Source organism: Herbaspirillum sp. B65, assembly GCF_000333555.1.
Classification (GTDB): domain Bacteria; phylum Pseudomonadota; class Gammaproteobacteria; order Burkholderiales; family Burkholderiaceae_D; genus Herbaspirillum; species Herbaspirillum rubrisubalbicans.
This window is the reverse complement of sequence record NZ_BADI01001074.1, coordinates 1-24,148: the sequence shown is the minus strand read 5'-3', so window position 1 is coordinate 24,148 and position 24,148 is coordinate 1. Positions and strand designations below refer to the sequence as shown.

24 protein-coding genes and 2 pseudogenes are annotated in these 24,148 nt (G+C 63.3%); 13 read left to right on the top strand and 13 right to left on the bottom strand.

Annotation, left to right across the window (positions count from 1 at the left end; all coding sequences use genetic code 11):
- Nucleotides 1–28: 28 nt before the first annotated feature.
- Nucleotides 29–890, top strand: a pseudogene (locus I5W_RS25520) (oxygenase MpaB family protein).
- Between the two features lie 60 nt (nucleotides 891–950).
- Here I5W_RS25520 and I5W_RS25515 read toward each other — a convergent pair.
- The 3 genes from I5W_RS25515 to I5W_RS33735 are packed head-to-tail and all read right to left on the bottom strand — an operon-like array spanning nucleotide 951 to nucleotide 2,341.
- Nucleotides 951–1,322: a c-type cytochrome gene (locus I5W_RS25515; RefSeq protein WP_044531356.1), complete on the bottom strand. Its 372-nt coding sequence runs from the start codon at nucleotides 1,320–1,322 to the stop codon at nucleotides 951–953.
- An 11-nt stretch (nucleotides 1,323–1,333) separates the two neighbouring features.
- Nucleotides 1,334–2,158, bottom strand: coding sequence for a DUF2145 domain-containing protein (locus I5W_RS25510; RefSeq protein WP_044531355.1), 825 nt, complete (start codon nucleotides 2,156–2,158; stop codon nucleotides 1,334–1,336).
- 21 nt (nucleotides 2,159–2,179) lie between these two features.
- Nucleotides 2,180–2,341 carry a hypothetical protein gene (locus I5W_RS33735; RefSeq protein ID WP_252717223.1) on the bottom strand — a complete coding sequence of 54 codons (162 nt, stop codon included), beginning with the start codon at nucleotides 2,339–2,341 and terminating at the stop codon, nucleotides 2,180–2,182.
- Nucleotides 2,342–2,776: 435 nt separating this feature from the next.
- Between I5W_RS33735 and I5W_RS25500 the strand changes: the two genes are divergently transcribed.
- Nucleotides 2,777–3,520, top strand: coding sequence for a helix-turn-helix domain-containing protein (locus I5W_RS25500; protein WP_044531354.1), 744 nt, complete (start codon nucleotides 2,777–2,779; stop codon nucleotides 3,518–3,520).
- A gap of 4 nt (nucleotides 3,521–3,524) precedes the next feature.
- On the opposite strand, the gene I5W_RS25495 is transcribed toward I5W_RS25500, so the two are convergent.
- The 3 genes from I5W_RS25495 to I5W_RS25485 all read right to left on the bottom strand — a co-directional run bounded on the left by I5W_RS25495 (nucleotide 3,525) and on the right by I5W_RS25485 (nucleotide 5,924).
- On the bottom strand, nucleotides 3,525–4,751 hold the full coding sequence (locus tag I5W_RS25495) for an MFS transporter (protein WP_044531353.1): 1,227 nt from the start codon (nucleotides 4,749–4,751) through the stop codon (nucleotides 3,525–3,527).
- Nucleotides 4,748–5,095 carry a DMT family protein gene (locus I5W_RS25490; protein WP_017450048.1) on the bottom strand — a complete coding sequence of 116 codons (348 nt, stop codon included), beginning with the start codon at nucleotides 5,093–5,095 and terminating at the stop codon, nucleotides 4,748–4,750. Before I5W_RS25490 ends, I5W_RS25495 begins: the two co-directional genes overlap by 4 nt.
- Nucleotides 5,096–5,189: 94 nt before the next feature.
- Nucleotides 5,190–5,924 (bottom strand): hypothetical protein, encoded by a 735-nt coding sequence (locus I5W_RS25485; RefSeq protein ID WP_017450049.1) that lies wholly within the window; start codon nucleotides 5,922–5,924, stop codon nucleotides 5,190–5,192.
- Nucleotides 5,925–6,155: 231 nt separating this feature from the next.
- Between I5W_RS25485 and I5W_RS25480 the strand changes: the two genes are divergently transcribed.
- The 4 genes from I5W_RS25480 (at nucleotide 6,156) to I5W_RS25465 (ending at nucleotide 9,616) form a co-directional block, all read left to right on the top strand.
- The gene (locus I5W_RS25480) at nucleotides 6,156–6,488 is read left to right on the top strand and encodes a DMT family transporter (RefSeq protein ID WP_017450050.1); all 333 of its coding nucleotides are present in this window, start codon (nucleotides 6,156–6,158) and stop codon (nucleotides 6,486–6,488) included.
- 132 nt (nucleotides 6,489–6,620) lie between these two features.
- On the top strand, nucleotides 6,621–7,430 hold the full coding sequence (locus I5W_RS25475) for an SDR family NAD(P)-dependent oxidoreductase (RefSeq protein ID WP_017450051.1): 810 nt from the start codon (nucleotides 6,621–6,623) through the stop codon (nucleotides 7,428–7,430).
- A gap of 110 nt (nucleotides 7,431–7,540) precedes the next feature.
- Nucleotides 7,541–8,299, top strand: coding sequence for an SDR family oxidoreductase (locus tag I5W_RS25470; RefSeq protein ID WP_017450052.1), 759 nt, complete (start codon nucleotides 7,541–7,543; stop codon nucleotides 8,297–8,299).
- An 81-nt stretch (nucleotides 8,300–8,380) separates the two neighbouring features.
- Nucleotides 8,381–9,616, top strand: coding sequence for an MFS transporter (locus I5W_RS25465; protein WP_044531352.1), 1,236 nt, complete (start codon nucleotides 8,381–8,383; stop codon nucleotides 9,614–9,616).
- Here I5W_RS25465 and I5W_RS25460 read toward each other — a convergent pair.
- Together I5W_RS25460 and I5W_RS25455 are read right to left on the bottom strand one after the other, a co-directional pair.
- The gene (locus I5W_RS25460) at nucleotides 9,613–10,956 is read right to left on the bottom strand and encodes a sigma-54-dependent transcriptional regulator (RefSeq protein ID WP_044531351.1); all 1,344 of its coding nucleotides are present in this window, start codon (nucleotides 10,954–10,956) and stop codon (nucleotides 9,613–9,615) included. The two genes, I5W_RS25465 and I5W_RS25460, sit on opposite strands and share 4 nt — an antisense overlap.
- Nucleotides 10,941–12,380, bottom strand: coding sequence for an ATP-binding protein (locus I5W_RS25455; protein ID WP_252717222.1), 1,440 nt, complete (start codon nucleotides 12,378–12,380; stop codon nucleotides 10,941–10,943). Before I5W_RS25455 ends, I5W_RS25460 begins: the two co-directional genes overlap by 16 nt.
- Nucleotides 12,381–12,538: 158 nt before the next feature.
- Here I5W_RS25455 and I5W_RS25450 point away from each other — a divergent pair, with 158 nt between their 5' ends.
- Nucleotides 12,539–14,014 (top strand): sensor domain-containing diguanylate cyclase, encoded by a 1,476-nt coding sequence (locus I5W_RS25450; RefSeq protein WP_374702158.1) that lies wholly within the window; start codon nucleotides 12,539–12,541, stop codon nucleotides 14,012–14,014.
- Nucleotides 14,015–14,121: 107 nt separating this feature from the next.
- On the opposite strand, the gene I5W_RS25445 is transcribed toward I5W_RS25450, so the two are convergent.
- Together I5W_RS25445 and I5W_RS25440 are read right to left on the bottom strand one after the other, a co-directional pair.
- Nucleotides 14,122–14,772 (bottom strand): 3-oxoacid CoA-transferase subunit B, encoded by a 651-nt coding sequence (locus I5W_RS25445; RefSeq protein ID WP_044531349.1) that lies wholly within the window; start codon nucleotides 14,770–14,772, stop codon nucleotides 14,122–14,124.
- A gap of 13 nt (nucleotides 14,773–14,785) precedes the next feature.
- Nucleotides 14,786–15,481 (bottom strand): CoA transferase subunit A, encoded by a 696-nt coding sequence (locus I5W_RS25440; RefSeq protein ID WP_017450057.1) that lies wholly within the window; start codon nucleotides 15,479–15,481, stop codon nucleotides 14,786–14,788.
- Nucleotides 15,482–15,751: 270 nt separating this feature from the next.
- Between I5W_RS25440 and I5W_RS25435 the strand changes: the two genes are divergently transcribed.
- Nucleotides 15,752–16,312 carry a PAS and helix-turn-helix domain-containing protein gene (locus tag I5W_RS25435; protein WP_026051878.1) on the top strand — a complete coding sequence of 187 codons (561 nt, stop codon included), beginning with the start codon at nucleotides 15,752–15,754 and terminating at the stop codon, nucleotides 16,310–16,312.
- A 16-nt stretch (nucleotides 16,313–16,328) separates the two neighbouring features.
- Here I5W_RS25435 and I5W_RS25430 read toward each other — a convergent pair whose 3' ends face one another.
- Complete coding sequence (locus I5W_RS25430) at nucleotides 16,329–17,246, bottom strand: LysR family transcriptional regulator (RefSeq protein WP_017450058.1); 918 nt, start codon at nucleotides 17,244–17,246, stop codon at nucleotides 16,329–16,331.
- 142 nt (nucleotides 17,247–17,388) lie between these two features.
- Between I5W_RS25430 and I5W_RS25425 the strand changes: the two genes are divergently transcribed.
- The gene (locus tag I5W_RS25425) at nucleotides 17,389–18,000 is read left to right on the top strand and encodes an NAD(P)-dependent oxidoreductase (protein WP_044531348.1); all 612 of its coding nucleotides are present in this window, start codon (nucleotides 17,389–17,391) and stop codon (nucleotides 17,998–18,000) included.
- Between the two features lie 68 nt (nucleotides 18,001–18,068).
- Nucleotides 18,069–18,794, top strand: coding sequence for a DsbA family protein (locus I5W_RS25420; protein WP_044531347.1), 726 nt, complete (start codon nucleotides 18,069–18,071; stop codon nucleotides 18,792–18,794).
- A 7-nt stretch (nucleotides 18,795–18,801) separates the two neighbouring features.
- Here the strand turns inward: I5W_RS25420 and I5W_RS25415 are convergent, their stop codons facing one another.
- Together I5W_RS25415 and I5W_RS25410 are read right to left on the bottom strand one after the other, a co-directional pair.
- Nucleotides 18,802–19,443: an HAD family hydrolase gene (locus tag I5W_RS25415; protein ID WP_044531346.1), complete on the bottom strand. Its 642-nt coding sequence runs from the start codon at nucleotides 19,441–19,443 to the stop codon at nucleotides 18,802–18,804.
- Between the two features lie 56 nt (nucleotides 19,444–19,499).
- The gene (locus I5W_RS25410) at nucleotides 19,500–19,928 is read right to left on the bottom strand and encodes a GNAT family N-acetyltransferase (protein ID WP_199901807.1); all 429 of its coding nucleotides are present in this window, start codon (nucleotides 19,926–19,928) and stop codon (nucleotides 19,500–19,502) included.
- Between the two features lie 583 nt (nucleotides 19,929–20,511).
- On the opposite strand from I5W_RS25410, the gene I5W_RS25405 reads away from it, so the two are divergent.
- From I5W_RS25405 to I5W_RS25395, 3 genes and pseudogenes are all read left to right on the top strand, one after another.
- Entirely contained in the window at nucleotides 20,512–21,408 is an 897-nt protein-coding gene (locus I5W_RS25405) for a nitrilase family protein (RefSeq protein WP_044531344.1), read from the top strand.
- Between the two features lie 121 nt (nucleotides 21,409–21,529).
- Nucleotides 21,530–22,423 (top strand): annotated as a pseudogene (locus I5W_RS25400) (substrate-binding protein); the annotation flags it as partial.
- Nucleotides 22,424–22,630: 207 nt separating this feature from the next.
- Nucleotides 22,631–24,148: xylulokinase (locus I5W_RS25395; protein WP_044531343.1), on the top strand; the 1,518-nt coding region annotated here is incomplete at its 3' end.

The window sequence follows — 24,148 nt, the reverse complement described above, 5'->3', positions numbered from 1 at the left end:
CTGTCCTTGTCCTTACATCCTTTAATTTCTGCGTCAACGCATCGAAGCCAACGTCCTGGCCATCAGCCGCGGTCCCGGCAGTGCCGACTTCCTGCAACCGCCCGGCGACCCCGGCCTGTTCGGCCCGGACTCGGCGGCCTGGCAGGTGCATAGCGATTTCACCGCCATGCTCACCGGTGGCGTGGCTGCACTGCTGTTGCAGATGCTGCATCCGCTGCCGCTGGCCGGGGTGTGGGATCACTCCAACTTCCAGGCCGACATGCTGGGCCGCCTGCGCCGCACCGCCCAGTTCATCGCCGGCACCACCTTCGGTAGCCGCGCCGATGCCGAGCGCCTCATTGCACGCGTCAAGCAGATCCATCTCGGCGTCACGGGGGTGGCACCCGATGGCCGGCCCTAGCGACCCCGAGCTGCTGACCTGGGTCCATGTGGCGGAAGTACAGTGCTTCCTGCAGGGCTATCTGCGCTATCGCAATCCGAACTTTCCGGCGGCGCGCCAGGATCAGTACTTCGCCGAAATCGCCCGCATCGCCGAAGCACTGGGCGCACGCGACGTGCCGCGTTCACGCACCCAGATTGCCGACTATCTCGAGGCCATGCGAGCGCAACTGCAGTGCGACGAGCGCACCCGCCAGACCTTGCAACTGGTATTGAATGCGCCCGCCCCGCACGCGGTGGCGCAACCGTGGACACGCCTGATGATGCGCGGTGGCGTGGACCTGCTGCCACCCTGGGCGCAGGAAATGCTGGGCGTCACTCCGCGCCCGGCCTGGCGCCGCGCACTGTTGCAGCGCTCGGTGCTGCTGGCGGCGCAACCAGTACGCTGGGCCATGCGCAACGGTTCCATTCATTTGGCGCGGCGACGCATGGGCTTGCCGCCGCAACCCTGAACCGGCTCAGGAAAACAAACCCAGGCTATCGTCGGTGGCAAGCCCGCTTTGAGGCTGTGCCTACGGTTTGAACGTTCGCAGGTAAGCCAGGATGTCGTCGATCTGCTGGTCGCTGCCAATGCCCCAGAAGCGCATCTTGTTGCCGGGCACGACATCGCTGGGCGCCTTGAGGAAGGCGCGCAGCTTGTCCTCGGTCCAGACGAAGCCGGCGCTGGCCATCGCTGGCGAATACTTGAAGTCGGTGGTGGAGCCGGCCTTGCGCCCGATCACGTTGGTCAGTTGCGGGCCAAAGCCGCCCCGCGCCGAGGGACCGACTGCGTGGCAACTGGCGCATTTGGCGAAGGCGGCGCGGCCACTGACGGGGTCGCCCGCGGCATGAGTGGTCAGGGGAGCAAAGGCAACGACAAAAGCCAGCAACAGAATCGGGCGCATGGAAATTCCGGTCAATCAGCAGCGGCAGGCAGGTCCACTGCCTGGATCACGAAATGACTGGATTCGAGCCCTGCTTGCTGCAAAAAGGCCAACACCGAATCCGCCGTGGTGGTCTGAATTCTATCGCTGAAGCGCAAGGCAGTGGGATGATCGTCAAAGGCGATGTTGGCCTTGAACATGCGCCCACCCAGGCGCGTGAGCGGTCCCAGGTGCAAGGTATCGGGCAGGTAACCCTTGAGCCTGAGCCAGGCCTGAGCCTGTTCGCGGCTTTCTATCTGCGGCTCCAGCGCGCGCGCCAGGGTTTCGTTGACCCACTGGTTGGATTGCTGGTAACGGGTGGCCCAGGGATAGGCCAGCATGTTGTAGTGCGGCTCGTGCAGGTGGGTGACCTGGGCACCACGGATGGCCAGGCGCAACTTGGCCTGCATCTCCGGCGGTGGCACGCTGACGTAGGCTTCCAACAGGAAGGGGCGGTCCATGAAGAACTGTCCCATGCCCTGCTCGTAGATATTGCTCAGTGCGGTACCACAGTCGTTGAGCTTGTGGACCACGTACCATTGCTGATCGTCGCGATAGGCAAAAGCCAGATGCGAATAGCGCTGCCGGTAGGTGCTCAGATCCTGACCAACGCGGGCGATGATGACCACCTCGGCACCACTGGCATTGAGTCGTTCGACGGTTCTGGCAGCCATTTCCAGTTGCGCACGCACGGCAGTGGCCTCGGGGATGGTCTGTTCGCAGGCCTGGCCGGCATAGGCGGTCATCGGCAGGATGAAGATGAGGCTCAGGGCCAGGCTGGCCAGCAGGCGCTGGATGCAAGGTCGACGCAATGACATGACAATCTCCCGGTGAACGGATCAGGACAGCTTCACGTTCTTCAGCAATGCCTCGCCGAGGGCGTTGGGGATGATCGCCAGTACCTTGCCGGCAGCCACCAACAGCGTGCCCGATGTCGTGGTCACGAAGCTCACCGACTCCCCCACACCGATCGAGGCCGCACCGCTGACATTGGTCCCCACCGTGACCGAACCGCGCACGCCCTCGCCAGCTTTTCAGCACATAGACCGTGCCATCGGCGGAGGCTTCCACGCCCTTGACGACGTAACGTCCGGTTTGCGAAATGAAGAGCGCCGGCAAGCCCACCGAGATCACCACCGAGACAGTAGAGGGACTGAACCGGATGATCGACTGGGCAGGCGCCGGTCCTGCCAGCAAGGCACTGACCAGGGCCAGAAATAGGGAAAGACGGGGCAACAGCGGGCGCTTCATGATCGACTCCTGGGATGATGATGGGCATCTGGCCCGCCACCATGGCAAACCAGCCAGGCGCACTGTAGCCACGCGCAACGGCGTTGTTGAGTGCTGTATCGAAAAGTGCGCTTCCTGTGACATTTGGTATCGAAATACAATACCCTGCCGAGCTCATCAACCTGTCCCAAAAAAAGGAGACTGCCATGGCCCAGACTGACGCGCTGGTCACTGCATTGAAGAATGTACTCAAGGCGCGCGGCATCACCTACGCGCAATTGGCCAAGGGATTGGCCCTGAGCGAAGCCAGCGTCAAACGCGTCTTCGCCGAACGCAGCTTCACGCTGGAGCGGCTGGACCAGATCTGTACCCTGCTGGGTATGGAGATCAGCGACCTGGCACGCATGGTGGTGGCCGAGCATCCCATCCCCTCGCGCCTGACGACGGAGCAGGAAGCCAGACTGGTCGCTGATCCTCGCTTGCTGCTGGTGGCGGTACACGCATTACAGCAATGGACGCTGGAAGAAATGATCAACACCTTTGCGCTGACCAAGGCCGAATGTATCCGACTGCTGGCGCGGCTGGACAAACTGGGCATCCTTGACCTGCTACCCAACAACCGCATCCGTGTAAGGGTGGCGCCCGATTTCAGCTGGCTGCCGGGTGGTCCGATCCAGCAATACTTCCGCGCCCAGTTGCGCAATGATTTCTTCAACTCGCACTTCGACCAGGCAGGCGAAAAGATGATCATGGTCAGCGGCACCCTCAGCGAAAGCAGCAACGCCACCTTGCAACGGGCAATGAACCGCCTGTGCTCCGACTTCCTGGCGGCCCATCACCAGGACCTGGCACTGCCGCTGGATCGGCGCCATGGCGCATCGATGATCGTGGCACTGCGGCCGTGGACGCCACGTGAATTCCAGAAACTGCTACGCTCGCCACCCGACTGAGAAACTACCTGCCGGTGACGGGCAAGACCGCAGCGCCATGATCGCGCCGCTCAGCCAGCCATCCCCACACCAGCAGCGCCATTACTGCAATACCGGTCAGTACGCTGAAAGCCGCGCCATAACCATAGTGCTTGGCCACCACCCCCGCCAGCGCCGGGCTCATGGCCGCACCGATGGACTGGATGGTGGTCACCGCACCCAGGCCGATGTTGATGTGGCCGCTGCCCTGCAGGATGCGTGCCACCGAACCCGGCAGCGCCACGCCCAGCAAACCGGCGCCCACGCCATCCAGTACCTGCACCGGCAACAACGCCCAGGGAGAATCCCACACCCCGGCCACCATGCCGCGCACCGGCAGCGCCAACAGCGCAATGGTGATCGGCAGCCAGTAACCGTTACGCTCGGCAAAGCGCCCCGCCATGAGCGCCGTGGGGATCATCACCAGTTGCGCCACGATCACGGTCAGCGCGGTATAGAGCGCCGGATCGGCGCTGCCACGGGCAACCACCGACTGGCTCAACAGCGGCAACATCGCGGCGTTCCCGAGATGGAACAGCATCATCGCCAGCGCCAGCAGCAGCAAGGGCCGCGAGCCCGCCAGCACACGCCAGGTGGAGACCTGCGGGGCATCGGCTGCGCGCTGTGGATCGAGGCCGCGTGCAACGTCGTGGTCGATGTCATCGGGACGGATGCGCGCCAGGCACAGCAACGAAGCCACGGCCATCAACGCCATCAGCACGAACACCGCCGGCAAGCCCCAGTAATAGCCGATCGCGCCAGCCAGGGCGGCCGAGCAGACGTTGCCGGCATGATTCCAGGCTTCGTTGCGCCCCAACTGCGACGGCAATCCCTGCTGGCCGACGATGCCCAGCGTGAGGCCGGCAATGGCCGGGCCGATCACGGCACCGACGATGCCAGTGCCCACTTGCGAGAGGGCCGTGATGGTGAAGCTGGGCGAGACCAGCAACAGCAGCGAGCCCCCCACCACCAGCACCGAACCCAGTCCCACCACCAGGCGCTTGGCGCGCACGGCATCGGTCAAGGCCCCGGCCGGGGTGGTGGCCAACATGCCGGCGATACCGCCCAGCGTCATTACGTAGCCGATGTCGTCGGCGGCCCAGCCGTGGCCCATCAGGAACACGCCCAGGAAAGGGCCCAGCCCGTCGCGCACATCGGCCAGGAAAAAGTTCAGCCTGGAGAGCCAGGCGATGGAGCGGGCCTTGGGGTTCATCCTATGGGCCCCTTGAAGATGAAGAACGCGCCCAGGCAGATGCAGCCAAAGCCGATCAGGTGGTTGATGGTGAATTGTTCACCCAGGTACAGCACCGAGAAGATCGAGAACACCACCAGCGTGATGACTTCCTGCATGGTCTTCAGTTCGGCGGCGTTGTAGACGGTGTGACCGATACGGTTGGCCGGCACGGCGAAGCAGTATTCGGCCAGGGCGATCATCCAGCTCACCAGGATGACCAGGTACAAGGGCCGGTTCTCGAACTTGAGGTGGCCGTACCAGGCAAAGGTCATGAAGACGTTGGAGATGACCAGGAAAACGATGGGAAGGACTTTAGGCGACATGGTTCTTATTCTTTATAAAAAAGTGGAAGGAATGAGACGAGCCGGCCGCAAGCCGGTTCGTCTCCACTGCTAGCTACCTACCGGCCAGGATCGATCAACGCACCCGGCTGTACAAGGGTTGCAGGCTATCCGCACTGACGCCCACATCGATGGCTTCGATGGCGGTGCCATAGCTGTTGCGGGTACCCAAGCCATTGGCAGCAAACGGCGCGCCAGGTTCCAGCGGCGTGCGGATGCTGTCGGGAGCGAAGCGCACGATGCTGCCGTCATCGAGGATGACGCCATTGGCTTCGCCACGCGGGCCGGTCAAGACCATGGCGATCTTGCCGCGCACCGACATCTGGCGCAACTGCGCCGCGCGCAGGTGCGGCGGCAGCGGCGGGTTGGCGTCGAAGGCAGGCGGACGGTCGATCACGGTCTGGCCATTGGCCAGGTTGACGATGGCATCGGCCTTGATGACGCCAGCCGCCTCGGCCTGGCCGAACACGCGCACCGACTGGCCCGGCTTGACCGCGTTTTGCAGCGTCTGCGACAGGTGCGGCGGGAACTTGATCACGGTGCGCTCGCCCACCACCAGGCCATCGACCTCGCCATAGGGATTGATCAGGAAGCGGCTCACGCGGCCTTCGGTGACCGGGGCCTGGGCCGTCAGCGCGGCTTCATAGGTGGCCGGCGGCGGAGGCGGAGCAACGGCAGGGCCGACGCCCGGCGCCGGACCTGCCACAGGTGCGGGGGGCAAGGGCTGGGCCTGGGCCGACAGCAGCGCGCCCAACAGGACCAGCGCCGAGGCCGCCGACAGGTAACGGGGGAGGAAGGTGGAACGGTTCATGGCAACTCCTTGAGGTGAGAGGGGTACTCCTTCTTTTGCAAACCCCGTGCCTGCCACGAAATCCTTTAAAATCAACAACTTGCAAATTTTCAGAAAATGCAGGTGTCCGTCCCCGTGACACCTCCCCGTCCGCTGGCGGACACTGTCCACGCCGTACGCAAGCGCCTGTGAAGGCTGTGGACATCTTCCAGCGCCCCCTTCATCTTGATTTATCCACAGGAGCATTTCCCCATGTCCGCCTACCTGACCCTGTCAGTGGCCATCGTCGCTGAAGTGATCGCCACCACCGCCCTGAAGTCCTCGCAGGGCTTCACGCGCCTGTTGCCCGCGCTGATCGTGGTGCTGGGTTATGGCGTCTCGTTCTACTGCCTCTCGCTGACCCTGCGCACCATGCCCACCAGCGTGGCCTATGCGATCTGGTCAGGGGTGGGCATCGTGCTGGTCACCCTGGCCGCCTGGCTGATCCACCAGCAGCGCCTGGACTGGCCGGCGGTGGCCGGAATCGCCCTGATCGTGGCGGGGGTGATGGTGATCAATGTCTTCTCCAGCAGCGCCGGGCACTAACAGCCCCCCTGGAAACGGTCCATGACCGTTTCTGGACAGGATGTCCTAAAACATGACCATCTACGTCATTCATGACATCCGCCCTCGCCATAAGATGCTCTCCATCGCAACCGACAACCGAAGGAGAACATCATGAACCAGACCACCACCACCCAACGCGGCACCGCCCTCATCACCGGTGCCTCCTCTGGCATCGGCGCCGTCTACGCCGACCGTCTGGCACGCCAGGGCTATGACCTGATCCTGGTGGCGCGCAACCGCGAACGCCTCAACGTCTTGGCCGAGCGCATCAGCAATGACACCCGCCGTACCGTCGAAGTACTGCCGGCCGACCTCGGCAATGCGCAGTCGCTGGCCCAGGTGGAAGACAAGCTGCGCAGCGACGCCAGCATCACGCTGCTGGTCAACAATGCCGGCATCGGCACCCATACCCCGCTGCTGCAAAGCGATGTCGAGCACATGACCGACATGATCGCCCTCAACGTCACCGCACCGACCCGCCTGACCTATGCCGCCGTGCCGGGTTTCGTGGCACGCGGCCGGGGCGCGATCATCAATATCTCTTCCATCGTCGGCGTGGCGCCGGAAATCCTCAACGGCGTCTATGGCGGCAGCAAAGCCTTCGTGCTGGCCTTCTCGCAGTCGCTGCACCATGAACTGGCCGACCAAGGTGTGCAGGTGCAGGCCGTGCTGCCGGGCGCCACCGCCACTGACTTCTGGGCCATCGGCGGATTGCCGCTGGAACACCTGGACCCGGCCATCGTGATGCCGGCCGAGCAGATGGTCGATGCCGCCCTGGTCGGATTCGAGCGCGGCGAGCTGGTCACCATCCCCTCGTTGCACGACGAAGATGCCTGGATCCGCTTCGACAGCGCCCGCCAGAGCCTGTCCACCCAGCTCTCGGCCAATGTGCCGGCAGCGCGCTACAGCGTGACGCACTGATCCCCCCCGGTTCGTCACCTTTTCCACCCTAAGTGAATTTTTCTGCAAGGGCCGCCCAGCGGGTGGTCTTTTGCGAGCCCCTGCCAACTGACATCGTGAAGGAAAACACCATGAAACTGACCGACAACACCCTCTTCATCACCGGCGGCACCTCCGGCATTGGCCGCGCCCTGGCCGAAGCCTTCCATAAACTGGGCAACCAGGTCATCATCGGCGGCCGCCGCAAGGCGCTGCTCGATGAAGTGACTGCCGCCAATCCCGGCATGGACGCCATCGAATTCGACGTCTCCAGCCTGGCCAGCATCGATGCCGCCGCCGCCACCCTCAAGGCGCGCTACCCCAAGCTCAACGTGCTCATCAACAATGCCGGCATCATGCCCTTCGACGACGCCGGCAGCACCATCGATGACCAGGTCAGCCGCAACATCCTCGACACCAACCTGCTGGGCCCGATCCGCCTCACCTCGGCCCTGATCGAGCTGCTCAAGGCCCAGCCCAGCGCCACCATCATCCACAACACCTCGGTGCTGGCCTATGTGCCGCTGGCGGTCACGGCGGTCTATTCGGCCAGCAAGGCGGCGCTGCATTCGTATGCCATGTCGCAACGCTTCATGCTGCGCCATACCCATGTACGGGTGCAGGAAATCGCCCCGCCCTGGGTCGATACCGACCTGGTCAAGAAGAGCGGCGACCCGCGCGCCATGCCGCTGGATGCCTTCATCGCCGAAACCATGAGCAAGCTGGCCAGCGACGATGAGGAAATCATCGTGGAGGCCATCAAGCCGCTGCGCGACAACCCCGGCGCCAAGGAACACGCGCTGGTCAATGGCTTCAACGAGGCGCTGGTCGCCAATCCCATCCCGGTCTGATCGAGATCGCTCCTCCCACGCGACCGGCCCTGGCAGAAATCCTTTTCTGGCTCTCTTGCCCACGGGCCGGTCGCCTCGCTGATGGTCAACCCCACCATGAATACCTCTCCTACCACTCCCACCTCCTCCACGCCACAGGCACAGCCGCACCAGGGCTCGCTGCTGACCGCCGGTTTCCTGGCCCTGGGCAGCTTTGCCATCGGTACCGAGGGGTTCATGATTGCGCCCTTGCTACCCAGGATGGGGGCCGATTTCGGCATGAGCGTCTCGGCCGTGGCCAGCCTGGTGATCGTCTTTACCCTGGTGCTGGCGCTCAGTTCGCCCATCACCACGGTGCTCTCGGCGCACATCAACCGACGCAACCTGCTCATCGGCGCCATGGGCATCTTCACCCTGGCCAATCTGCTGGCGGCACACTCGACCGGCTTTGCCAGCCTGCTGAGCTCACGCCTGCTGATGGCGGTGGCCGCCGGTCTCTACACCCCCAACGCCAATGCCCTGGCCGGCGCCATCGTCAAACCCGAGCAGCGCGGACGGGCGCTGGCCATCGTCAGCGGCGGCATGACCATCGCCATCGCGCTGGGCCTGCCGCTGGGTTCGGTGGTGGGTCATGCCTTCGGCTGGCGCGCCACCTTCCTGGCCGTGGCGGCGATGGGAGCAGCGGCCGTGGCCGGCATCTGGCTGGGCGTGGATCGCCGCGCGGGTGGGCAGTTGCACGTGGCCGGCCTGCGCGAGCGGCTGGGCGTGATCGGTCAGTCGCAAATCCGACGCTTGCTGGCCGTGACCCTGTTCTGGTCGGTCGGCGCCTATGCGGCCTATCCTTACATCGCCCCTTACCTGTCGCGCACCCTGGCCTTCGGCGAGGCCGGCATCGGCATGACAGTCAGCCTGTGGGGCGCTGCCGCTGCGGTAGGGGTGACCCTCGGCGGCACCCTCAATGACCGCTTCGGCTCGCGCCGGGTGGTACGCGCGGCGCTGCTGTTGTTGATGCTGGCGTTCTGGGCGCTGGCTGCGGCCACCTTGCTGGGGCCAGCCCAGGCGCTGGTACCGGTGCTGGCGGCAGTGGCCGTGTGGGGCTTTGCGGTGTGGGCCTTCTTCCCGGCGCAGATGGCGCGGCTCATCGCTGCCGGTACCCCAGCCCAGGCTTCGGTAGCGCTCTCGCTCAATACCTCGACCATGTACCTGGGATTCTCGCTAGGCAGTGCGGTGGGCGCCGGCATCCTGGGGCTGGGCGTGGTAGGTGGGATTGGCCTGTTCGCGGGATGCTGCGCGATGCTGGGCCTGGTGCTGGATCGCAGCATCGGCCAGGGGAGTTAGGACATACCCTGCTCTTCCAGCTTGCGATAGAGCTGCTGGCGCGAAATCCCCAGCCGGCGCGCGGCTTCGGCACGGTTGCCGTTGGCCGCCGCCAGGGCCCGCTGCAGCATGACCCGCTCGACCTGGGCCACCGCCTGCGCCAGCGAGCCCTCCCAATCGATGGCCACTGCGCCCTCTGCACTGGTGGGAGCCAACTCGGGCAACTCGATATGCTCCACCTCGATGCAGGCGCCATGACTCATCACTGCCGCCCGCTCCATGGTATTGCGCAATTCGCGCACATTGCCTGGCCAGCTATGCTGCAACAAGCGCCGTGCGGCGGCTGGACTGATGCGCTTGGGGCTATCGCCGCCATGCTGACGCAGGAAGTGTTCGGCAATGGCCAGGATGTCGCCGGGGCGCTCGCGCAGCGGCGGTACCTTGATCGGCAACACCTGCAGCCGATACCAGAGGTCTTCACGGAAGCGTCCCTCGCGGATTTCCTGCGGCAGGTCGCGGTGGGTGGCGGCAATCACGCGCACGTCCACCTTCACGGATTGATTGCCGCCCACGGGCGTGAGTTCACGCTCCTGCAGCACGCGCAGGATCTTGGCCTGGGTCGGCGCGGCCATGTCGCCGATTTCATCCAGGAACAGGGTGCCGCCATCGGCTTCCTGGAAGCGCCCGATACGGTTGGCGCTGGCGCCGCTGAAGGCGCCCTTGACGTGACCGAACAACTCGCTTTCGATCAGCTCGGCCGGAATCGCCGCACAATTGACTGCCACGAAGGCACGCTTGGACCGGCTACCGTTGCGATGCAGGGCGCGCGCCACCAGCTCCTTGCCGGTGCCGGTCTCGCCCAGGATCAATACGGTGGCCTCGCTGGTGGCAGCACGACCGATCTGCTTGAACACCTGGCGCATGGCTTCGCTGTCGCCGACCAGTTCATTGCGCTCGCTGCCGGGCGGCGCCTCCTGCGACGCCGGGGGCGCGGACAGCGCCGCGCTCTGGCGCAGGGCGCGCTCCAGGGTTTCTACCAGGGCCGCACGCGGTACCGGCTTGGTCAGGTGATCGAAGGCACCCAGGCGGATGGCTTCGATGGTGTTGTCGCCGCTGGCATAGGCGGTCAGCATGATGCAAGGGATGGGGGCAATGGCCGGGGCGCGTTGCAGGAAGACCAGGCCGTCTTCGTCGGCCATGCGCAGATCGACGATGGCCGCATCGACCCCATGGGCGGCCAGCAGCTTCAGGCCGGCGGCGGTACTGCCGGCTTCCAGCACCTCATGACCGAGGTCGCCCACGGTCTCGGCCAGGCTGCCGCGAAAGGCCAGGTCATCATCGACGATCAGGATGCGCGCCATGGCAACTCCATCTCAAAACGGGCACCGCGCGCAGCGCTGGCCAGGGTGATCTCGCCGCCATGCGCGTGCACGATCTCGCGCACCAGCACCAGGCCCAAGCCGGTACCGCCGCTGCGCTGGCTGACGAAGGGATCGAACAGGCTATCACGCAATTCGGCGGGCACGCCCGGACCATCATCGGCCACCCACAGCAGCAGGCGCCCATTGGACTGGCGGCGGGCACCGATCTCGATGCGGCCGCCGACGCTGCAATGGGCCAGGGCGTTGAGCAGGAGATTGTCGAGGGCGCGCGCCATCTGTACCGGGTCCAGCGCACTGGTAGCCAGGCCGCCCGTGAAGCTGGGCAGATCGATGGCCGCCTGCAATTGCACCTGATGTTTCTCGGCCAGCTCGGCATGGGCCTGGCGCCGCTCATCGATCCAGGCCGCCAGATCCAGCACCTGGCGCTGTACATGGAACGGCTGGGCCAGCGCCAGCAGGCTGGCCACCAGCGCATCGAGCCTTTCAGTCTGGCTCACCACCATTTCCAGCGCGCCGGTCACACGCGTCTGGCGTACCTGGGGCGGTGCGGCCAGGGCATTCTCGGCCTTCATGCGCATGGCGCCGATGGGATTGCGGATCTCATGGGCCATGCCGGCGGCCACCCGGCCCAGCGTGGCCAAGCGTTCGGACTGCGCCAGTTGCGCGGCCAGGCGCTCGGACTGGCCGCGCCAGCGGGTGAGCGTGGCCCCCAGCCAGACGCCACTGATGATGACGAACGCCAGCAGCAGGGCGCTGGCGGCCAGCAACTGGTTGAGCACGGCCGCGCTCATCACCGGCACCCGCTTCAAGGTCCAGGCCGCCAGCGGTAGGCCCGACAGCGGTACCGGGCAGGCGGCGAATACCACCGCCTCGCGCAGACCGGGCCGCACGTCGGTCACGCTCGCCCCGCTATCAAGGGCACGCTGCGCAGTCGAGACGATGCGTTCCATTTCCGCGCCCGGCGGATCGCGCTTGATGCCGCTGCCGTCGTAAGTGGGAAAGGCATAGGCCACCACAGCGCGTTGCGGATGCCAGAAACCGCCCTCCACGCCGGCCTGCTCGCGCAGCGACAGATCGATCACCGCCTGCATCATCGAGGTACCGGGCAGCCCATCGGCATCCGGCTTGCTGCGCGCCGCCCCGCTGCTGCCCGAGAGCGCATGGGCCAAGCCCGCGCTCATGGTGGCGCAGCTCACGGCCGCCTGGCCGGTGGCCTGGCTGATCTGCGAAGAAGCGCCCTGGCGGCTCAGTTGCAGCAGCAGGAACGCCAGGATCAGGGCGATGGTGGCGATGAAGGCCCACAGGATGAGCAGATCGCGCTGGATGGTGTTGTTGGTGTTCAGGAAGCCTCCCGGGGTGGGCGTATCTCTTGTTCTTTTGGAAGCGCTGGCATTTAAACACAAAGCGCGCCATGCGATGAATCATCTGACAGGAAGGCCGGCGCCACGGTTCATCTTTTTGTTGCAAGACAATCACATTGCCACCGATCAAGATGGAAGCGTCATTTGCTTTATGCGTTAATTGCGCCTGGGGTATTCCGGGGGGAAAGAAAATCAAGCAGTTGAAGAAATACCTGGTGGTGGTATTGGGCATCGCCATCCTGATGGTCATGGCCATCTGCGCCAGTACGCTTTATCAAAGCTATCGCCAGACCCGCCTGTCGGCGGTGGACAATGCCAGCAACGTCAACCTGATCGCCCAGCGCGCCATTTCGCGCAACCTGGAAGTGCTGTCCCTGTCCCTGGACACCCTGGCCTACCGCTACCAGCATCCGCTGAGCTCGCGCCGGCTGGATGAAGCGCAGCGCTACTCCTACCTGTTTGGCGGTGCCGCCAGCGTCAGCCACATCACCGTGATGGCCGTCATCGGCGCCGATGGCGAAGTGCTGGCCAGCTCGCGCCGACGCCCTGGCGAGAGTGCGCCCAATTACGGTAACCGGGCCTATTTCACCGCCCACCGCGATGCCGACAACATCGGCTTGTACGTCTCCAAACCCATCCATGCCAACCTGGGCAATGACATGCAGGTGGTGGTGCTGTCCAAGCGCCTGTTCAACGATGATGGCAGCTTTGCCGGCATCGTGGTGATGGCACTGGACCTGAGCTACTTCCGCGAATTGTTCGAAGGCCTCTCGCTGGGGGCCAATGGTGTGATCTCGCTGTATTCCGATGATGGCGTGGTCTACATGCGGGTACCCTACCAGGAACATGCGATCGGTCGCGACATTACTACCAGCGCCAATTTCCAGCGTGTCCGGAGCGCCCTGCAGCATGAGGAAGGCAGCTTCTTTGCACGCGCCAACAGTGATGGCGTGGAACGGCTCTACACCTTCCGCCGCATCCCCAATTCACCGCTGATCGTCTTCGTCGGCTATGCCGAGGAAGCGATCTTCAAGAGCTGGTACAAGACATTGTATGCGGTCATCGTCTCGCTCTTGATCTTCGGCCTGCTGTCGAGCTACCTGCTCTTGCACGTGCGCGAGGAACTGCGCCGCCGCGTGGCCATCGAAAAGCGCCTGGAAGAACTGGCCTTGACCGATGGCCTGACCGGCCTGCTCAACCGCCGCGCCCTGGACGAAGCCCTGCAAGCCACCTGGGAGCGTTGCCGGCGCAATCTGCATTCGACCTTTTCGGTACTGTTCATCGATGTGGACTTCTTCAAGTCCTATAACGATACCTATGGCCACAAACTGGGCGACGCCGTGCTGCAGGAAGTAGCCCAGGCCATTTCGGAAAACCTGCCGCGCAATACCGACTGCGCCGGCCGCTATGGCGGCGAGGAATTCGTGGTGCTGCTGGAGCTCACCGACCTCCAGGGCGCCTGCCTGATGGCCCAGCGCCTGTGCGATGCGGTCTACAGTCGCCTGATCGTGCACGCCACCAGCCCGCTGCGGGTGGTCACCATCAGCGTGGGCGTGGCGACCCTGGAGCGCGAGCACCATCGTCGCGTGGAAGACGTACTCAATGCCGCCGATGCCGCCCTGTACCGCGCCAAGCGGGATGGGCGCAATGCGGTGCGGGTCAGTGGCGTGGACTGAGGGCGAGTGATTTTCACCCGGTAAAAACACCAAGGGCGCCGTTTTCACGACGCCCTTGCTGCATCACGACGCAGCCATCAGCACCGCGTCATCGAGATCGTTGCAGATCAGACTTCGCTCACATCCAGCGGTGCTTCGGTCTTCTCGATCACTTCTTCCTTGGTCACGCCGGCAGCCAGTTCGATCAGCTTCAGGCCGCCCGATGTGACGTCGATCACACCCAGATCGGTGATGATGCGGTTGACCACGCCCACGCCGGTCAGCGGCAGGTTGCAGTCGTTCAAGATCTTCTTGGAAGTGCTGCCATCCTTGGCCTTGGCCACATGTTCCATCAACACCACCACGCGACCCACGCCCGCCACCAGGTCCATCGCGCCGCCCATGCCCTTGACCATCTTGCCGGGGATCATCCAGTTGGCCAGGTCACCCTTGGCCGAGACCTGCATCGCACCCAGGATGGCGATGTTGATCTTGCCGCCGCGGATCATGCCGAAGGAATCCGCCGAGCTGAAGAAGGACGAACCGGGAATGGTGGTCACGGTCTGCTTGCCGGCGTTGATCAGGTCCGGGTCGACCTGGTCTTCGGTGGGGAAGGGGCCGATGCCCAGCAAGCCGTTCTCGGATTGCAGCCACACTTCGATATCACTCGGAACGTGGTTGGCCACCAGCGTGGGCAAGCCGATGCCCAGGTTCACGTAGAAGCCGTCCTGCAGTTCCTTGGCGGCGCGTGCCGCCATTTCATCTCTGGTCCATGCCATTTTCTGTGTCTCCTTATGCGCGCACGGTGCGTTGTTCGATGCGCTTCTCGGGCGTGGCATTGACCACGATGCGATGCACGAAGATGCCGGGGGTGTGGATCTGGTCCGGGTCGAGCTGGCCCACTTCCACCAATTCTTCCACTTCCACCACGGTGATCTTGCCGGCCATGGCCACATTGGGGTTGAAGTTGCGCGCGGTCTTGTTGAAGACCAGGTTGCCGGCCTTGTCGGCCTTGTGCGCCTTCACCAGCGACACGTCGGCCACCAGCGAGCGTTCCATCACGTAGCGCTCGCCATCGAATTCGCGCACTTCCTTACCCTCGGCGACCAGGGTGCCGACACCGGTCTTGGTGAAGAAAGCGGGAATGCCTGCCCCACCGGCGCGCAGTTTCTCGGCCAGCGTACCTTGCGGTGTGAATTCCAGTTCCAGCTCGCCGGCCAGGTACTGGCGCTCGAATTCCTTGTTCTCGCCCACGTAGGAAGCGATCATCTTCTTGATCTGGCGGGTGGTCAGCAACTGGCCCAGGCCGAAACCATCGACACCGGCGTTGTTGGAAATGGCGGTCAGGTTCTGCACGCCCGCATCACGCAGGGCGGCGATCAACGCCTCGGGGATGCCACACAGGCCAAAGCCGCCGACCGCAATGGTCTGACCGTCCTTGACGATGTCTTTCAACGCGGTGGCCGCGTCTGGATACACTTTGTTCACGAGTCTCCTTTCGGCTCTTGTCTTGCGAGCAGGGTTGCAAGCTGGCTGGCGGACCTGCCAGCTCAAACAGGGTAGAGTACCGAAGCTTCTCTTGCGCGCCGCGCCATGGCGATGCCGGGCTTCGATTGCTCCAAATTAGCGCCAATTATCATAGGGCAGCTGAAATAGGCCATACAATACGGTAAAAATACCTGGCGCAATGCAGCATGGTACCGTCCACGAGGATGGCCCGCCAGATGCGAGGGACCTAGCCGAACATTTGCAGCAACCATGACCCAGCCACTTCCCATCGATTTCGAACAGGTTTTCATGCACGCCCCCATCGGCATGTGCGTCTCGCACAATCGCGTGATCCAGCAGGCCAACCTGGCCATGGCGGCCATGTTCGGCTATGAAGTGGAACAACTGCGGCAGACTTCCTTCCAGGAAATCTACCCCACCGCCGACGAATTCGAACGCACCGGCCTGCGGCTGGTACCTCTCCTGAACGAAAAGGGATTCTATTCGGACGAGCGCATCATGAAGCGTTCCAACGATGAAATGTTCTGGTGCCACGTGACCGGCCACGCCCTGAACCGCCAAAACCCGCACGCGGCCGGCATCTGGACCTTCGAGGATGTCAGCGCCAAGCGTCCCATCGCCCCCGGCCTGACCCCGCGCGAGCGCGAGATCGCGGCGCTGCTGGTGGAAGGCAAGACCAGCAAGCTCATCGCGCGCCAGGTGGAACTGAGCCCGCGCACGGTGGAAATGCATCGCGCCCGGCTGATGCGCAAGTTTGCCGCAGCCACCTCTTCCGAACTGGTCCACAAGCTCCTGAGCATCACCCCCTGAGGGCGCCGGTCAGAAGTCAGAACGGCTGCCCGGCAAAGCGCTGCGCCAGGAAATCGAGCATGGTGCGCAGGGTCGCCGGCATGTGCTTGCGCGAGGCATAGACGCCGTACATGCCCAGTTGCAAGGGTTCATACTCCGGCAGCAACTGCACCAGTTGGCCGCTGGCCACCAGCGGCGCCACCATATAGGCCGGCATATGACCGATGCCGACCCCGGCCAGCACCGCCTGCAACAACACCGTCACCTCATTGGCACTGATGCTGCCACCCACGGCCACCGTCTGCGTCTTGGCCTTTTGGCTGGCTTTGGCGGTCTTGCGCTTGGGATCGAATTGCCACAGGCTGCGCCCGACATAGGAGTGGGTCAGGCAATTGTGCAGGGCCAGGTCTTCCACCTTGCGCGGCAGGCCATGCCGCGCAAGGTAGGCAGGGGTAGCGCAGATCACTGAACGACATACACCTAGCTGGCGCGCGATCAGGTTGGGCTCCAACCGATTGGTCATGCGGATGGCCAGGTCGATGCGTTCTTCCACCAGGTTCACGGTGCGGTCCAGCGCCAGCAGGTCCACCGCCACGCCCGGATAACGCTGCCCATAGTCCACCACGGCCTGGATCAACTGGGTCTGGGCGAAGGAGGTACTGGTGGTGATGCGCAAGAGCCCGCGCGGGGTCTCATCGGGCGCCTCCAAGGCGTGACGCATGTCATCGGAATATTCCAGCATCTGCCGGCAGCGCGGCAGGAGCTCGTTGCCGGCGGGCGTGAGCGAAAGCCGCCGCGTGGTCCGATGCAGCAGGCGCGCACCGACCCAGTCTTCCAGCTCGGCCACGTAGCGCGAGACCACCGGGCGCGACAGGTCCAGCTGCTCGGCCGCTGCCGACAGGCTGCCGCCATCCACCACCGCCACGAATACCTGCATGGCCATCAAGCGATCCATACCGCCCTCTCATGATTCGAACGATTTCAGAAACAAACTGTGATCGATTATGCGGTTTTTCGAAAACAAAAGCGATCCTATGATGGCCACTGCTGTCAGGTTTGCTCCTGTCTTTCCCATGAACCCCAGAAAAGGAAATCCCATGAAAATCGCACTCATCGGCGCCTCCGGCAATGTCGGCAACCGCATCGTGGACGAAGCCCTGCGCCGCGGCCACAACCTCATCGCCATCGCCCGCGATGCCAGCAAGATCGCCCAACGCACCGGCGTGACTGCCGTCTCGGCCGACGTCAAGGATGCCGCCGCCCTGGCGACCGCCATCAAGGGCGCTGACGTGGTCATCTCCAGCGGCCGCTTCACTGCCTATGGTGCGGCCGACCTGCTGCCGGCGGTCAAGGCGGCCGGCGTCCAGCGCCTGGCGGTCGTGGGGGGTGCCGGCAGCCTGGAAATCGCCCCCGGCAAGGCCCTGATCGACACCCCCGAATTCCCCGCCGAATATATGCCGGAAGCCTCCGGTGGCCGCGACTTCCTCAACGCCCTGCGCACCGAAACGGACCTGGAGTGGACCTACCTGTCGCCCTCGGCCCTGTTCATCGCTGGCGAGCGCACCGGCCAGTTCCGCCTGGGCAAGGACGAACTGCTGGTGGCTGCCGATGGCAAGAGCTGGATTTCCTACGAGGACTTCGCCGTAGCCCTGCTGGACGAACTGGAACAACCGAAACACGTGCGTGCACGTTTCACGGTAGGCTACTGACCCCACCGGGCTTGATGGTGCAGAAAGCGTCAGGCCCGGTACAGCATCATTGACGAGGACATCGCATCATGAGCACTCCCACCGCCGCGCACGACACCGTGCTGCACTACATCCACGACCCGCTGTGCGGCTGGTGCTATGGCGCCGCGCCGCTGGTGGCCGCCGCCCGCGCGATCCTGCCGGTGCAGGCACATGGCGGCGGCATGATGGCCGGTCGCAACCGCCGTCGCGTCGATGCGCAGTTGCGCGACTACGTGATGCCGCACGACCATCGCATCGCGCAGATGACCGGGCAAACCTTTGGCGAGAATTATTTCAATGGCTTGCTCAAGGATACCGATGCCGTCTTCGATTCGGCCCCACCGATTGCCGCCGTGCTGGCGGTAACGGCGCTCAAGGACGAAGCTGCGGGACTGGACATGCTGGCCGCCATCCAGCGCGCGCACTACCAGCAAGGGCGCCGCATCTCGGAGCCGGCCACGCTGACCGAACTGGCACAGGCGCTGGAGATCGACGGCGCCACCTTCGCCGCCGAACTGCAACGCGTGGAACAAGAAGAGCTGGCCCAGCACATCGAGGCCAGCCGTGAATTGCTGAACTACGTAGGCGGACGCGGCTTCCCGACCTTCGTGCTGCAGCGGGGCGATACGCTGGAGGTGATCGATACCGGCCGCTGGCTGGGGCAGCCCGAGCAGTGGGCCAGCTACCTGCGTGATGAGACCGCGGCCGCGCCAGGGGTGGCGTCGGAGAACCCACCGGTCCAGTGCGACCTGCAGACGGGCCGTTGCGACTGAACCTGGTTCATACAGGGAGACCCAGCCCGCGCAATTGCGCGCGGGTTTCTGCGACATCGACGTGATGGATACCATGCCAGCCCAGAGCACGGCAGCCGTCGATGTTCTTTTGCAGGTCATCAATGAAGACCAGTTCCTCGGGTTTCAAATTGGGCAGATGCCGTGAATAGCGCTCCAGCGCGATCTGGAAGATACGCGGCTCGGGCTTGATGCAGCCCTCCTCGCCGGACACCACGATGTCACCGAACAATTGCATGAAGTCGTGATGGTCGCGTGCATGGGGATAGGTCTCGGTTGACCAGTTGGTGAGCCCGAACAAGGGCACATGCTGCGCGTGCAATTGGCGCAGCAGCGCCACGCCATCCGGCAGCGGACCACGCAGCATTTCCAGCCAGCGATCATAGAAGGCGCGGATCAGCGTTTCGTGTTGTGGGTGCTGTTGCACCAGGGCTGCGGTGCCTTCGACCAGTGAGCGACCTGCGTCTTGCTGCACGTTCCATTCAGGAGAGCAGATATGCGTGAGGAAGTGGTCGCGCTGCTGTTCATCGGCGATCAGTTGGCTATACAGATGCTGCGGGTTCCAGTCGAAGAGCACACCACCGAAGTCGAACACTACGGCGCGGATAGGGCTTGGTGCAGAAAACGTCATTATTGAAATCCTTAAGAAATGCTGGCGATATGGGCCGATATCGACCGGACGCTATCTTAATACCGACCGAATTGGCGCCGGTATTTGACGAAGCCCTTCTTGGCGGAAGCATCGAAATTCATCCGTTCAAAAAACTCATGGGCCGAGGTTCTGTGTGCGGAACTGAGCAGCATCATTTTTGAGCAATCCTTGGACAGGCAATAGGCTTCGATATGGCGCATGAGGGCGGTACCTATGCCCTTCGCCTGGCTTTGCTTGTCCACCACGATATTTTCGATCACTGCAAATGGCTGTGATTGGTACATCACGTCTGGGCAGAGTGACACCATGGCCGTACCGCTGACGACCTGCTCCCATTGGCAGACCAGCAGCAGGGCATGGGTATCGAGGGACAAGGCAGCAATGCGCTCCGGCGAGACGGCCACCGAAGTATCGTTGAGCAGTTGACGATAGAGCTCGGTAATACGTGCCGCATCGATGGGCAAGGCTGGTCGCACGACTATTGTTGCGGGCAGAGATGGCATGTCTTGGCAATCTTGAGTTATCGATGTGTTGGTTTGCAGAGGATGGTGCCAGTGTGGCTGGCCCAGGGCGGTACTGCCATTATTTGACGCTAGCCTTTTCGACACCGGGCTTCCACAGACACTCGTTCATTCCCATTGACCCATTACTTACCTGTGGCGACCTATGGCCATTTCTTAATATCTGGGTGTTGCATACTGCCATGCCCTCATTGGTCGAACAACATCATATAGGTGATGTACGCCAATCTCGCTCCAGGCTGCGCACTCAAATGCATTACCAGAAAGCGAGAATCAACGGCCGGTGAAAAGTTGGACGAGGTTTGCAGGTGCATCTCCTCCAAAGCATCGGTAGTGATTCTCCGCGGTTTGCAGAGATCACCTGCGACCCTTGACGCCTTCACTGAGGTGGTGCAATATGCTCCTCGCTGTCTAGGAACGCCACCAGACAGTTTCCTCAGCAGCGTTGCTGACTTCTTACCCGGCTATAAGAGCCCCTGACATGCGCACACAGCGCAGTCAGGGGCTTTTTGTTTTGGAGATTCGTATGTCGTCTTTGGAAAGCTCTCTCGCCACATCTTCGTTTCCGAATATCAAGGTGGCCAGCGTCCAGATGGAGCCCCGCATCGGCCACAAGGAGGACAACGTCGCCCGCTCAATCGCTTTCATCGACCGTGCAGCCGCTGAGGGCGCGGCGTTGGTCGTGTTACCCGAACTGGTCAACACCGGCTATGTGTTCGCCAGCCGCGCGGAAGCCTTCGCGCTGGCCGAAACATCGCCCGATGGCCCCACCACCCTCGCGTGGATCGAGGCAGCACGACGCAACCGGATATACATCGTGGCCGGTATCGCCGAGCGGGACGGCGAGCGACTCTACAACTCGGCCGTCGTGATCGGCCCCGACGGCTGGCTGGGCGTCTATCGCAAGCTGCATCTGTGGGGTGATGAACACCTTTTCTTCGAAGCAGGCGACAAGGGCTTGCCGCTGTTCCACACGCAATGGGGGCGACTGGGTGTGGCGATCTGCTATGACGGCTGGTTTCCAGAGGTGTATCGGCTGCTGGCGATGCAGGGAGCGGACGTGGTGGCAATCCCGACCAACTGGGTGCCTATGCCCGGCCAACCTGCCGACCGTGAAGCCATGGCGACCTCGCTGGCGATGGCCAATGCGCACAGCAATGCGCTCAACATCGTCTGTGCCAATCGCATCGGTACCGAGCGTGGCCAACCCTTTATCGGCCAGAGTCTGATCATTGGCGCACAAGGCTGGCCGCTGGCCGGACCTGCGTCTGAAGATAACGAGCAGGTGCTTTATGCCAGCATCAATCTCAAGCAGACGCGCCAGGCGCGTCATCTCACCGCTTTCAACCATGTGCTGCGGGACCGTCGTGACGACCTCTACGACCCAATGTTGGGAACTGGCTGGCCGTTGCCGCGGCACTGAATCGATTGCTTGCGCCGTTCCGTTTTTCTTTCTTTCACTCCGATCTATCCCATCAAGGAGATTTACGATGAACAGATTCACCTTTGCCCTGCGCCACGGCGCTTTCGTTCTCTTCGCCGCCATGACGGTGCAGGCCCAGGCGGCCGATCCTATCCGCGTCGGCGTGGCCGTCGGGCTGTCCGGTGCCAACAGCGTGGTGGCACCGGCGGTGGTGCAATCCTCGCAACTGGCAGTCGATGAAATCAATGCCGCCGGCGGTATTCTAGGACGCAAGCTGGAACTCGATATCGTCGATGATGCCTCCGGCGCGGTGGGCGCGCAGAAAGCCTTCGACACGCTGGTTTTCCAGAAGAAGGTGAATGCTGTCATTGCCATGGAAACCAGCGCCGCCCGCAATGCTGCGCTGCCGGTGATCAGCCGCGGCAAGCTGCCTTACATATACACTTCCTTCTATGAAGGGCGCTCCTGCAACAAGTGGATGTATGTGAACGGCTGGGTGCCAGAGCAGCAAGTGGCACCGGTGGTGGACTACTTCACCAAGAGCAAACATGCCAAGACCTTCTTCCTGGTCGGCAGCGACTACGCCTTTGGTCGCGGCATGTTGGAATTCACCAAGAAGTACATCGAACAACAGGGTGGCAAGGTGATCGGCGAAGAGTATCTGCCCATCGACGGCAGCGACTGGACCACGGTCGTCTCCAAGATCCGTTCATCCAAGCCCGATGCCTTGATCAGCGCCACCGCCGGAGGCGCGCCCAATGTGTCGCTGGCCAAGCAGCTCAAGGGCGCAGGCCTGACGCTGCCATACGGCAACCTGGCTGTCGATGAGGGCACGGCCCAGACCATGGGTGATGCAGCCGATGGACTCTACATGTCGGCCTCCTACCTGACCGGCATCAACACGCCGGAAAACAAGAAATTCATGGAAGCCCTGAAGAAGAAGTTCGGCGCTGACATGAAGACACCCAATGAACTGTCCGAGCCGCAGTACGAAGCCTTCTATTACATGCGGGCTATCAGAACGTAGCCAACTTTTCCGAGGCCAACTTCAGCGACTACGGCATCGGCATCAACCACAAGCGCTGGGGCTTCGACTGGAGTGCCAACTGGGTGTTTACCCGCGTGCGCAACCGCGAGCTGTACCTGGTCCAGGATGGAGAGAACGTGCGCGAAACCCAGAAATCAGCCGTCATTGTGGCCGTGAGCAGAAAGTTCTAGACCGATGACCTATAGCTTCGCCAGCCCCGCCGACGAAAAACACGCCCCGCTGGTGTTGGCGGTGGATCTGGGCACATCCGGCTGCAAATGCGCCCTGGTCTCGGTCTATGGAGAGGTGCTGGCCTGGTCTTTCCACCCGGTGCCACTGCATCTGGAGGGCGTGGCCGCAGAACAGGAACCGGCAGATTGGTGGCAGGCGTTCCTCCACACGGCCAGCACCCTGTGTCGGGACAACGGCCACCTGCGCCATCGCATCGTGGCGATCTGCTGCTCGACGCAGGCCGAGGACATCGTCTGCGTCGATCGCAGTGGCGCCGCACTGGGCCGCGCCATGCTGTGGCTGGACATGCGCGGCGCGCAAGCCATCGCGCGCCGCGCCCGTGGCCGCTGGTTCAACGTCCAGGGCTATGATCCCTGGAAGCTGCAACGCTGGCTGCGCCTGACCGGCGGTGCGCCAGCGCTGTCCGGCAAGGATTGCGCCGGTCACCTGGCCTACCTGCGCGACCACGAACCACAGCGCTATGCCAGCACCTACAAGTTCCTGGGAATGCTGGACTACATGAACCTGCGCCTGACCGGACGCTTCTGCGCCACCCCCGACTCCATGCTCACCGCATGGGTCACCGACAATCGCGACCCGAGCTGCATCCGTTATGACAGCAAGCTCATCGACCTGCTCGGCGTGGATGCGGAGAAGTGCCGGGAACTGGTGCATCCCACCGAGGTGATCGGCACCTTGCTGCCGGAAGTGGCACAACGTCTGGGGTTAAGCCAGGACATCTCCATCGTGGCCGGCGGCGTGGATACCTCGGTGGTGGCCGTGGGTGCCGAAGTGCGCGATCACCGACCGCACCTCTACCTGGGCACCTCCTCCTGGCTGGGCGCGCATATCCCGCGCATGAAGACCGACATCCGCTCCAAGATCGCGGCCGTGCCCTGCTCGGTGGCAGGACGTTACCTGGCCATCGCCGTGCAATCCACCGCCGGGGCGAATCTCTCCTTCCTGCGGGACAAGGTCTTGTTCCACCCGGACGAATTGCTGTCCCAGGAAGAGCGCCCGGACGTCTACGAAGTGCTCAACAAGATCGCTGCTCGCGTACCGGCCGGGGCAGGTGGCCTGATCTACATGCCGTGGTTGTTCGGCGAGCGGGTCCCGGTGGACGATGCCAGTCTGCGTGCCGGCCTGGTCAATCTGTCGCTGTCGCATACGCGGGAACACATCATTCGTGCCTTCATGGAAGGCGTGGCCTTCAACACGCGCTGGATGATGGAACCCTTCAATCGCCTGCTGGGCCTGCGCCCCGATACGGTGGCCGCAGTAGGAGGCGGTGCGCAGTCCGACCTGTGGTGCCAGATCATCGCCGATGTGAGCGGCTGCGCAGTACGGCAGATGGACAATCCGATCCAGGCCAACGCCATCGGCGCCGCCTTCATCGCTGCCGTCAGCCTGGGTTACCTGCAGTTCGACGAACTGGATTGCCTGCAACGTCATCGCCGCATCTACGAACCGAGTTCGGCACTG

What these genes read in the sequence shown, in the direction of transcription:
- I5W_RS25500 (WP_044531354.1), top strand. Translation starts at nt 2,777, where the DNA reads ATGGCCCAGACTGACGCGCTGGTCACTGCATTGAAGAATGTACTCAAG.
- I5W_RS25425 (WP_044531348.1), top strand. Translation starts at nt 17,389, where the DNA reads ATGAAAATCGCACTCATCGGCGCCTCCGGCAATGTCGGCAACCGCATC.
- I5W_RS25465 (WP_044531352.1), top strand. Translation starts at nt 8,381, where the DNA reads ATGGTCAACCCCACCATGAATACCTCTCCTACCACTCCCACCTCCTCC.
- I5W_RS25415 (WP_044531346.1), bottom strand. Translation starts at nt 19,443, where the DNA reads ATGACGTTTTCTGCACCAAGCCCTATCCGCGCCGTAGTGTTCGACTTC.
- I5W_RS25405 (WP_044531344.1), top strand. Translation starts at nt 20,512, where the DNA reads ATGTCGTCTTTGGAAAGCTCTCTCGCCACATCTTCGTTTCCGAATATC.
- I5W_RS25430 (WP_017450058.1), bottom strand. Translation starts at nt 17,246, where the DNA reads ATGGATCGCTTGATGGCCATGCAGGTATTCGTGGCGGTGGTGGATGGC.
- I5W_RS25480 (WP_017450050.1), top strand. Translation starts at nt 6,156, where the DNA reads ATGTCCGCCTACCTGACCCTGTCAGTGGCCATCGTCGCTGAAGTGATC.
- I5W_RS25485 (WP_017450049.1), bottom strand. Translation starts at nt 5,924, where the DNA reads ATGAACCGTTCCACCTTCCTCCCCCGTTACCTGTCGGCGGCCTCGGCG.
- I5W_RS25495 (WP_044531353.1), bottom strand. Translation starts at nt 4,751, where the DNA reads ATGAACCCCAAGGCCCGCTCCATCGCCTGGCTCTCCAGGCTGAACTTT.
- I5W_RS25470 (WP_017450052.1), top strand. Translation starts at nt 7,541, where the DNA reads ATGAAACTGACCGACAACACCCTCTTCATCACCGGCGGCACCTCCGGC.
- I5W_RS25445 (WP_044531349.1), bottom strand. Translation starts at nt 14,772, where the DNA reads ATGGCATGGACCAGAGATGAAATGGCGGCACGCGCCGCCAAGGAACTG.
- I5W_RS25515 (WP_044531356.1), bottom strand. Translation starts at nt 1,322, where the DNA reads ATGCGCCCGATTCTGTTGCTGGCTTTTGTCGTTGCCTTTGCTCCCCTG.
- I5W_RS25510 (WP_044531355.1), bottom strand. Translation starts at nt 2,158, where the DNA reads ATGTCATTGCGTCGACCTTGCATCCAGCGCCTGCTGGCCAGCCTGGCC.
- I5W_RS25475 (WP_017450051.1), top strand. Translation starts at nt 6,621, where the DNA reads ATGAACCAGACCACCACCACCCAACGCGGCACCGCCCTCATCACCGGT.
- I5W_RS25460 (WP_044531351.1), bottom strand. Translation starts at nt 10,956, where the DNA reads ATGGCGCGCATCCTGATCGTCGATGATGACCTGGCCTTTCGCGGCAGC.
- I5W_RS25490 (WP_017450048.1), bottom strand. Translation starts at nt 5,095, where the DNA reads ATGTCGCCTAAAGTCCTTCCCATCGTTTTCCTGGTCATCTCCAACGTC.
- I5W_RS25435 (WP_026051878.1), top strand. Translation starts at nt 15,752, where the DNA reads ATGACCCAGCCACTTCCCATCGATTTCGAACAGGTTTTCATGCACGCC.
- I5W_RS25420 (WP_044531347.1), top strand. Translation starts at nt 18,069, where the DNA reads ATGAGCACTCCCACCGCCGCGCACGACACCGTGCTGCACTACATCCAC.